The sequence below is a fragment of the Streptomyces sp. E11-3 genome (assembly GCF_046540415.1).
Lineage (GTDB): Bacteria > Actinomycetota > Actinomycetes > Streptomycetales > Streptomycetaceae > Streptomyces.
This window is the reverse complement of record NZ_JAZGRL010000003.1, coordinates 93,597-100,206: the sequence shown is the minus strand read 5'-3', so window position 1 is coordinate 100,206 and position 6,610 is coordinate 93,597. Positions and strand designations below refer to the sequence as shown.

Annotated in this window: 6 protein-coding genes; 3 read left to right on the top strand and 3 right to left on the bottom strand. The window is 71.8% G+C overall.

The window, feature by feature from the left end; translation table 11 throughout:
- Positions 1-49: 49 nt before the first annotated feature.
- The gene (locus U9R90_RS30015) at positions 50-811 is read right to left on the bottom strand and encodes a phosphoglyceromutase (protein ID WP_411059940.1); all 762 of its coding nucleotides are present in this window, start codon (positions 809-811) and stop codon (positions 50-52) included.
- A gap of 103 nt (positions 812-914) precedes the next feature.
- On the opposite strand from U9R90_RS30015, the gene U9R90_RS30010 reads away from it, so the two are divergent.
- On the top strand, positions 915-2,276 hold the full coding sequence (locus U9R90_RS30010) for an MDR family MFS transporter (RefSeq protein ID WP_411059939.1): 1,362 nt from the start codon (positions 915-917) through the stop codon (positions 2,274-2,276).
- On the opposite strand, the gene U9R90_RS30005 is transcribed toward U9R90_RS30010, so the two are convergent.
- Together U9R90_RS30005 and mshA are read right to left on the bottom strand one after the other, a co-directional pair.
- Positions 2,254-2,745, bottom strand: coding sequence for a YbjN domain-containing protein (locus U9R90_RS30005; protein WP_411059938.1), 492 nt, complete (start codon positions 2,743-2,745; stop codon positions 2,254-2,256). The two genes, U9R90_RS30010 and U9R90_RS30005, sit on opposite strands and share 23 nt — an antisense overlap.
- Positions 2,738-4,087 carry a D-inositol-3-phosphate glycosyltransferase gene (gene mshA / locus U9R90_RS30000; RefSeq protein WP_411059937.1) on the bottom strand — a complete coding sequence of 450 codons (1,350 nt, stop codon included), beginning with the start codon at positions 4,085-4,087 and terminating at the stop codon, positions 2,738-2,740. The genes U9R90_RS30005 and mshA overlap by 8 nt, the downstream gene beginning before the upstream one ends.
- Before the next feature lie 202 nt (positions 4,088-4,289).
- Here mshA and U9R90_RS29995 point away from each other — a divergent pair, with 202 nt between their 5' ends.
- Together U9R90_RS29995 and U9R90_RS29990 are read left to right on the top strand one after the other, a co-directional pair.
- Entirely contained in the window at positions 4,290-5,117 is an 828-nt protein-coding gene (locus tag U9R90_RS29995) for a class I SAM-dependent methyltransferase (RefSeq protein WP_411059936.1), read from the top strand.
- Between the two features lie 285 nt (positions 5,118-5,402).
- Complete coding sequence (locus U9R90_RS29990) at positions 5,403-6,467, top strand: NlpC/P60 family protein (RefSeq protein ID WP_411059935.1); 1,065 nt, start codon at positions 5,403-5,405, stop codon at positions 6,465-6,467.
- Positions 6,468-6,610 lie beyond the last annotated feature (143 nt).

The following is a 6,610-nucleotide window of genomic DNA, read 5'->3' as shown; positions in this document are numbered from 1 at the left end:
CCCGTCCGATCCGGACGGGGCCCCACGTCATGGTCTTTGGGTGCGGGCGTTACTTCTTCTTGCCCTGGTTCTTGACGGCCTCGATCGCGGCCTTCGCGGCGTCCGGGTCGAGGTAGGTGCCGCCCGGGGTGAGGGGCTTGAACGCGGCGTCCAGCTCGTAGGAGAGCGGGATGCCGGTGGGGATGTTCAGGCCCGCGATGTCGGCGTCGGAGATGCCGTCGAGGTGCTTGACCAGGGCGCGCAGCGAGTTCCCGTGCGCGGCGACCAGGACGGTCTTGCCGTCCAGCAGGTCCGGCACGATGCCGTCGTACCAGTACGGCAGCATCCGCGTGACGACGTCCTTGAGGCACTCCGTCTGCGGGCGCATCTCCGGCGGGATCGACGCATAGCGCGCGTCGGCGCTCTGCGAGAACTCCGCGCCGTCCGCGAGCGGCGGCGGCGGAGTGTCGTACGAGCGGCGCCAGAGCATGAACTGCTCCTCGCCGAACTCCGCGAGGGTCTGCGCCTTGTCCTTGCCCTGCAGCGCGCCGTAGTGCCGCTCGTTCAGGCGCCAGGAGCGGTGGACCGGAATCCAGTGGCGGTCGGCTGCCTCAAGCGCCAGGTTCGCGGTGCGGATCGCACGCTTCTGGAGCGAGGTGTGCACGACGTCGGGGAGCAGGCCGGCGTCCTTCAGCAGCTCACCGCCGCGGACCGCCTCCTTCTCGCCCTTCTCGTTGAGATTGACGTCCACCCAACCGGTGAACAGGTTCTTCGCGTTCCACTCGCTCTCGCCGTGGCGGAGCAGGATCAGCTTGTACGGTGCGTCGGCCATGGCCCTGAGCGTAATCGTCGATTGACGGCCACCGCTAATTCAGTGGTCGCTGACGATCTTCGCCCGTAAGTTGTGCTCTTCCAAGCGCAGCCGGGGGGACATCTTGTCGTTCGCTTCTCTGAGACGGTCCGCACAGCAGAGCGTCTCGGGCCTGCCCCGCGGCTTCTGGTGGTTGTGGCTTTCCACGCTCGTGAACCGCACCGGGGCGTTCGTCCTGACCTTCATGTCCCTGTATCTGACCCAGGAGCTCGGCTACTCGGCCTGGTACGCGGGGCTGGTCATCGCACTGCACGGGCTCGGCGGCATCGCCGGATCGCCGCTGGGCGGCATGCTCAGCGACCGGTGGGGGCGGCGGCCGACGATGATCGCCGCGCATCTGGGCGGCGCGGTCTGCGCGGCCGCGCTCGCGGTGGTGACCAGCGCGTGGGGCATCGCCGTGGTGGTGCTGCTGATGGGCGTGGCCATGCAGGCGGTACGGCCGGCGATCGGCGCGACCATCGCGGACCTGGTGCCGGAGCCCGACCGCAGGCGGGCCTACGCACTGAACTACTGGGCTCTGAACCTGGGGTTCGCGATCGCCGCGATGGGGGGCGGCGCCGCGATCTTCCTCGGCTACCGGACCCTGTTCGTGGCCGACGCGGTGGCGACCGTACTGTGCGCGCTGATCGTCTTCCTGCGGCTGGGCGAGACCCGGCCCGCCGCGGCCGACGAGGACTCCCCCGCGCAGACCGCGGACGCGCCGCCGGTGACCATGATCGGGGTGCTGCGGCACGACGCGGCGTTCCGCACCCTGGTTCTGCTCAACCTGCTGGTCTGCCTGGTCTTCACCGCCCCGTGGGTGGGCCTGCCGCTGACCATGTCGCGCGCGGGTCTTGAGCCGGACGCGTACGGCATGGTCATCGCGGTGAACGGCGTGGTGATCGTCGCCTTCCAGCTGCTCGTCAACAAGGTCACCGAGCGGCGCTCCCCGGCCGTCCTGCTGACCGTCTCCTCGCTGCTGTTCGCCCTCGGGACGGGTGCGACCGCGCTGGCGGGAGCGCCGCTGCTGTTCGCCGCCACCGTGGTGGTGTGGACGATCGGCGAGATGGTGCACATTCCCACCAACGCCGCTGCCACCGCCCGGCTCGCTCCGGAGCACGCGCGGGGCCGCTACCAGGGCGTGATGGGCATGTCCTGGGCGGTGGCGGGCTTCGTCGCGCCGATCCTGGCCGGGTGGGTGGTGGACGGGCCAGGGCCGGGCGCGCTGTGGCTGGGCTGCGCGGTGACCGGGTGCGTGGCGGCGGCCGGGTACGCGACGCTGCTACGGCGGGCGCTGGGCGCGGCCGAGGCCAAGGACAAGGGCAAGGCCGACAGCGTGACTGACGGCGAGATCGACACCGGCAGTGACACCGACGGCACCGAAGGCACCGACACCGAGGGCACCGACGGCAAGGTACGCGGGCTCAGTCGGCGCGTGGCCTCGTGAGGTGCTCGAACGCGTCCAGGTTCCGGGTCGACTCGCCCCGCGAGACCCGCCACTCGTACTCCTTGCGGATCGCCGAGGCGAAGCCCAGCTCCAGGAGGGTGTTGAAGGAGCCGTCCGCGGCCTCCAGGACCGAGCCGAGCAGGCGGTCGAGCTCCTCCGCCGTCACGGCGGAGAGCGGCAGCTTGCCGGTCAGGTAGACGTCGCCGAGGCGGTCGACCGCGTACCCGACGCCGTACAGCTTGAGATTGCGCTCAAGGAGCCAGCGGTGGACGCCTTCGGCGTTCTCGTCGGGGTGCCGGATCACGAAGGCGTTCAGGGACAGCGCGTGCTGGCCCACCATGAGGGAGACCGTGGTCTTCAGCTTGCGGGTGCCCGGGAGCGTGACGACGTACGAGCCGGGCTCGGGGCTCTCCCATTCGACGTCCGCGTCGGTCAGGGTCTGCTCGATGATCGCTGCTGCGTCAGCCATGCACCGAGCGTAGATGACGGTGCTGTTCCTGCATCGCGGCGGAGTACACGTCGGCGGTCGCCGACGCCGCCGTGCCCCAGCCGAAGGACTGCGCGTGCCGCGCGGCGGCCTCGCCCATCCGGTCCACCAGGTGCTCGTCGTCGACGAAGCGGGCCAGGGCCTGGGCGTACGCCGCGGGCTCGTGCCCCGCTACGAGGAAGCCGCTGACCTCGTCGCGTACGGCGACCGGCAGGCCGCCGACGGCCGCCGCGACCACCGGCGTGCCGGACGCCTGGGCCTCGATGGCGACCAGCCCGAACGACTCGTTGTAGGACGGCATGACCAGTACGGAGGCGGCCCGGAACCAGTCCGCGAGCTGGTTCTGGCCGACCGGGGGCCTAAAGCGCACGACATCCGCGATACCGAGTCGGCAGGCGAGCTTCTGCAGGCCCTCCGGCTTGGCGAGGCCGCTGCCGCTGGGGCCGCCGACCACCGGCACGACCAGCCTGGAGCGCAGCTCGGGGCGCCGCTGAAGGAGTACGGCTACCGCGCGCAGCAGGACGTCGGGGGCCTTGAGTGGCTGTATCCGGCCCGCGAACAGCGGGATCAGCGCGTCCTGCGGCAGCCCGAGGCGCTGCCGGGCCGCCTGGCGGCCGTCGGCCGGGCGGAAGCGTTCGAGGTTGACGCCGGGGTGCACGACGGCGACCTTCGCGGGGTCGGCCTCGTAGTGGAAGACGAGTTCGTCGGACTCTTCGTCGGTGTTGGCGATGAGCCGGTCGGCGGCGCGCACGATCTGCGTCTCGCCGATCACGCGGGCGGCCGGTTCGGGTGTGTCGCCCTCGGCCAGCGCGGCGTTCTTGACCTTGGCCATGGTGTGCATGGCGTGTACGAGGGGGACGCCCCAGCGTTCGGCCGCGAGCCAGCCGACGTGGCCGCTGAGCCAGTAGTGGGAGTGCACCAGGTCGTAGTGGCCGGGGCGGTGGCCCGCCCAGGTCTGCATGACGCCGTGCGTGAAGGCGCACAGCTGGGCGGGCAGCTCCTCCTTGGAGAGGCCTTCGTAGGGGCCCGCGTCGACATGGCGTACGAGGACGCCGGGGGCGAGCTCGACCTTGGGGGGCAGGCCGCCCGTGGTGGCCCGGGTGAAGATCTCGACCTCGACGTTGATCGCGGCGAGACGCTTGGCGAGCTCGACGATGTAGACGTTCATCCCGCCCGCGTCGCCGGTGCCGGGCTGGTGCAGCGGCGAGGTGTGCACGCTGAGCATGGCCACCCGGCGCGGGCGGCGCTGCGTACCGGGGAAGCGGAGTCTCGCGGCCGCGCTGGAACCGAGACGTTCGCCGAGCCGGGTCACATACTGGCTCACGTGGCGGTCCTCCTAGGGCGGCTTCGGCTACGGGCGGGCGCCACCCTCCAGAACGGCACCCTCCAGACACGGGGAACAGCGGAGAGCGCTCACTCATTTCCATTTTGCCAAAGCATTACCCTTGTCTTCGCAACCGTCCCGCGGGTACCGCTCACCCATCCCGGGCGCCCTGGCGCCCGAGGGCCCCGGCGATACTGGACGCATGGCCCGCCCCTCGTCCCGCCCGGTAGGGACCGTCACCCGCGGGACCACCAACCCCAACCGCCTGCGCCGCATGGACCGCTGGATCGCCGCCGTGCACGGCCCCGCGCTGCGCTCGGCCACCCCGTACGATTCCGCGCCGCGCGCCGCCGCCGCGCCCGTCGCCGTGGACCTGGGGTACGGGGCCGCCCCCTGGACCGCCGTCGAGCTGCTGCACCGGCTGCGTACCGCCGCCCCGGCCACACAGGTCGTCGGGATCGAGATCGACCCGGCCCGGGTTGCGGCCGCCGCGCCGTACGAGACGGACGGCCTGACCTTCGCGCACGGCGGCTTCGAGCTGCCGCTGCCCGGCGAGCGGCGGCCCGCGCTGATCCGCGCGGCCAATGTGCTGCGCCAGTACGACGAGGAGCAGGTCGCTGGCGTCTGGGAGCGGCTCCGGGCCCGGCTCGCCCCCGGCGGCCTGCTGGTCGAGGGCACCTGCGACGAGATCGGGCGGCGCCATGTGTGGGTGGCGCTGGGTCCCGAGGGTCCGCGCACGGTGACGTTCGCGACCCGGCTCGGCTCGCTGGAGCGGCCGTCGGACCTGGCGGAGCGGCTGCCGAAGGCACTGATCCACCGCAACGTCCCGGGGGAGCCGGTGCACGCGTTCCTGCGCGACTTCGACCGCGCCTGGGCGGCCGCCGCGCCGTACGCGGCGTACGGCGCGCGGCAGCGCTGGATCAGGGCGGTTGCGGATCTGACGGCGGACTGGCCGGTGGTGGACCGGCGCGGGCGGTGGCGGCAGGGCGAGGTGACGGTGGCGTGGGAGGCGCTGGCGCCGCGCGGGTGAGGGCCACCCACACGGGTGATGTCGGGTGAGGTGGGGGTTGTGGGGGAACACCGCGGGACGGCCGTTCGTCTGAAGGGTCGGGTGGGGTAACGAGGTTCGACGGTCGTACGCGTTGGCCGTATTGCGCAGGTGCATCTGTCGTATTGCGCACGTGCACCTGTCGTATCGCGCACGCGCATCTGTCGTATTGCGCACGGACATGGCACCATCCGGAGGCGTCAAAAGTTACTGACGAGCAATCAGTTATTGGGGGGCGTAGGCGTGATCGGCAATCGACGTTCGAGCATGGCCGTGACGGCTCTGATCTGTGCGGCGGTCCTGCTGGCCGCGCCGGGAACGGCCCAGGCGCGGCCCCTGGCGAGCCCCGCGGAGCCAACACCCCAGACCCCCCGAAGCCTTGAGGACGTCCGCAAGGAGATCGACCGGCTGTACCGCCAGGCCGCCCGCGCCACGGACGCGTACAACGCCGCGGAGGAGAAGGCGAAGAAGCAGTCGCGCGACATAGTGAAGCTGGCCCGCGAGGTGGTGCGCGGCCAGGAGAAGCTGGACCGGCTCAAGGCGCAGGCGGGCGCCGCGGCGCGTGCGCAGTATCGCGGCGGCGGGATGCCGCCCGAGGCACAGCTGATGCTGAGCGACGACCCGCAGCAGTTCCTGCGGGGCACCCGGCAGGTGCGCCAGGGCCAGCACGCGACCAAGGGGCTGCTCGCCGAGCTGACCAGGACCCAGGACGACCTCAAGACGTACGCGGCGGACGCGTCGAGCCATTGGAAGAAGCTCGACAGCCTGCGCGAGAAGAAGGCGAAGGCGAAGAAGGAGATAGAGGAGAAGATCGCGGCGGCCGAGAAGCTGGAGTCGAAGCTCAAGAAGGAGGAGCGGGAGCGGCTGCGCAAGTTGGAGGAGGAGGCCGCGTACAAGCGCCAGAAAGCCTGGCTGGACTCCGGGGCGCTGACGGGGGGCGATCGGGCTGACGGCGTCGGCGCGGGCGGCAAGGCGACGACCGGCCAGGGCAAGAAGGCGATCCGGTACGCCACCGCGCAGATAGGCAAGCCGTATGAGTGGGGCGCCGAGGGGCCGGGCTCGTACGACTGCTCGGGGCTGACCTCGCAGGCCTGGGCGGCGGCCGGGCGGGGCATCCCACGGACCTCCCAGGAGCAGTGGAAGCGGCTGCCCCGGGTGGACGTCAAGGACATGCGCCCGGGCGACTTGATCATCTACTGGAAGGACGCCAGCCATGTCGGGATGTACCTGGGCGACGGTGCGATGGTGCACGCGCCGCGGCCGGGGCGGCACGTCACGATGGCGGGCGCGGGCTCAATGCCGATCCTGGGGGTCGTACGTCCCGGAGGGTGACGGCGTGGGGTCTTCCTCCGCGGTCTGAACGTCGCGGGCGCGCTGGGCGCGGGCTCGGGCAGCGGGCTCGGGCGCCAGGCGGCGGGCTCGGGCGGGGCAGCGGGCACGGGCCGGGCGCGACGGGCAGCGGGCACTGGCCGGGC

Bases quoted from the DNA above. Each gene is read 5' to 3' on its own strand.
- U9R90_RS29990 (WP_411059935.1), top strand. From the start codon at position 5,403: ATGGCCGTGACGGCTCTGATCTGTGCGGCGGTCCTGCTGGCCGCGCCG.
- U9R90_RS29995 (WP_411059936.1), top strand. From the start codon at position 4,290: ATGGCCCGCCCCTCGTCCCGCCCGGTAGGGACCGTCACCCGCGGGACC.
- U9R90_RS30015 (WP_411059940.1), bottom strand. From the start codon at position 811: ATGGCCGACGCACCGTACAAGCTGATCCTGCTCCGCCACGGCGAGAGC.
- U9R90_RS30005 (WP_411059938.1), bottom strand. From the start codon at position 2,745: ATGGCTGACGCAGCAGCGATCATCGAGCAGACCCTGACCGACGCGGAC.